A 559-nucleotide genomic window follows, 5' to 3' on the forward strand; every position below is an offset into this window, starting at 1 on the left:
CGCATGGATAAAAGAATAAAGCTTTCCATCACAGGTTTGAGATTGTTCCATATCATCAAAATGTAAGAATGATTGATGGAGCGGACAATCGTTTCGTGAAATAAGACGTCTTGAAATGAGAACTCGTCGGCATCTTTGTATTTGATGGAGACTTTCATCATCTCCAATATTTTGCTGAGGTCTGTTACCAGTTCGTCGACATTGGTCTGTCCAAGCCGTTCGAATACGAATGTTTCCATCACCAGGCGCACATCATAAATTTCTCCTATTTCTTTTTCGGTTAAACCGATGACAACGGCCCCCATCCGTTCCAAACGGATGATTTTTTCCGATGCCAGTATTTTTAAAGCCTCGCGGATGGGAGACCGGCTCACCGAGAATTCCGCAGCCAATTTATTTTCAGATAAAATGGTACCGCTTTCAATCAAACCGGAAATAATGCGCATTCTCAGCTCGCATGCGACGCGAACACCAGTTGAAGCTCTAGAAAGCCACTTCTCCGGATATAAAAGGCCTTTAGATTCGCTCATACACTCACCTTCCTAGTTATACGAGTATA

1 protein-coding gene is annotated in these 559 nt (G+C 42.9%); it reads right to left on the reverse strand.

Annotated elements, in window-relative coordinates:
* A partial coding sequence (locus ACWHAR_RS30585; RefSeq protein ID WP_452088871.1) for a GntR family transcriptional regulator occupies positions 1-530 on the reverse strand: 530 nt, incomplete at its 3' end.
* Positions 531-559: the final 29 nt, after the last annotated feature.

This window comes from Bacillus sp. LR--39, from assembly GCF_053613335.1.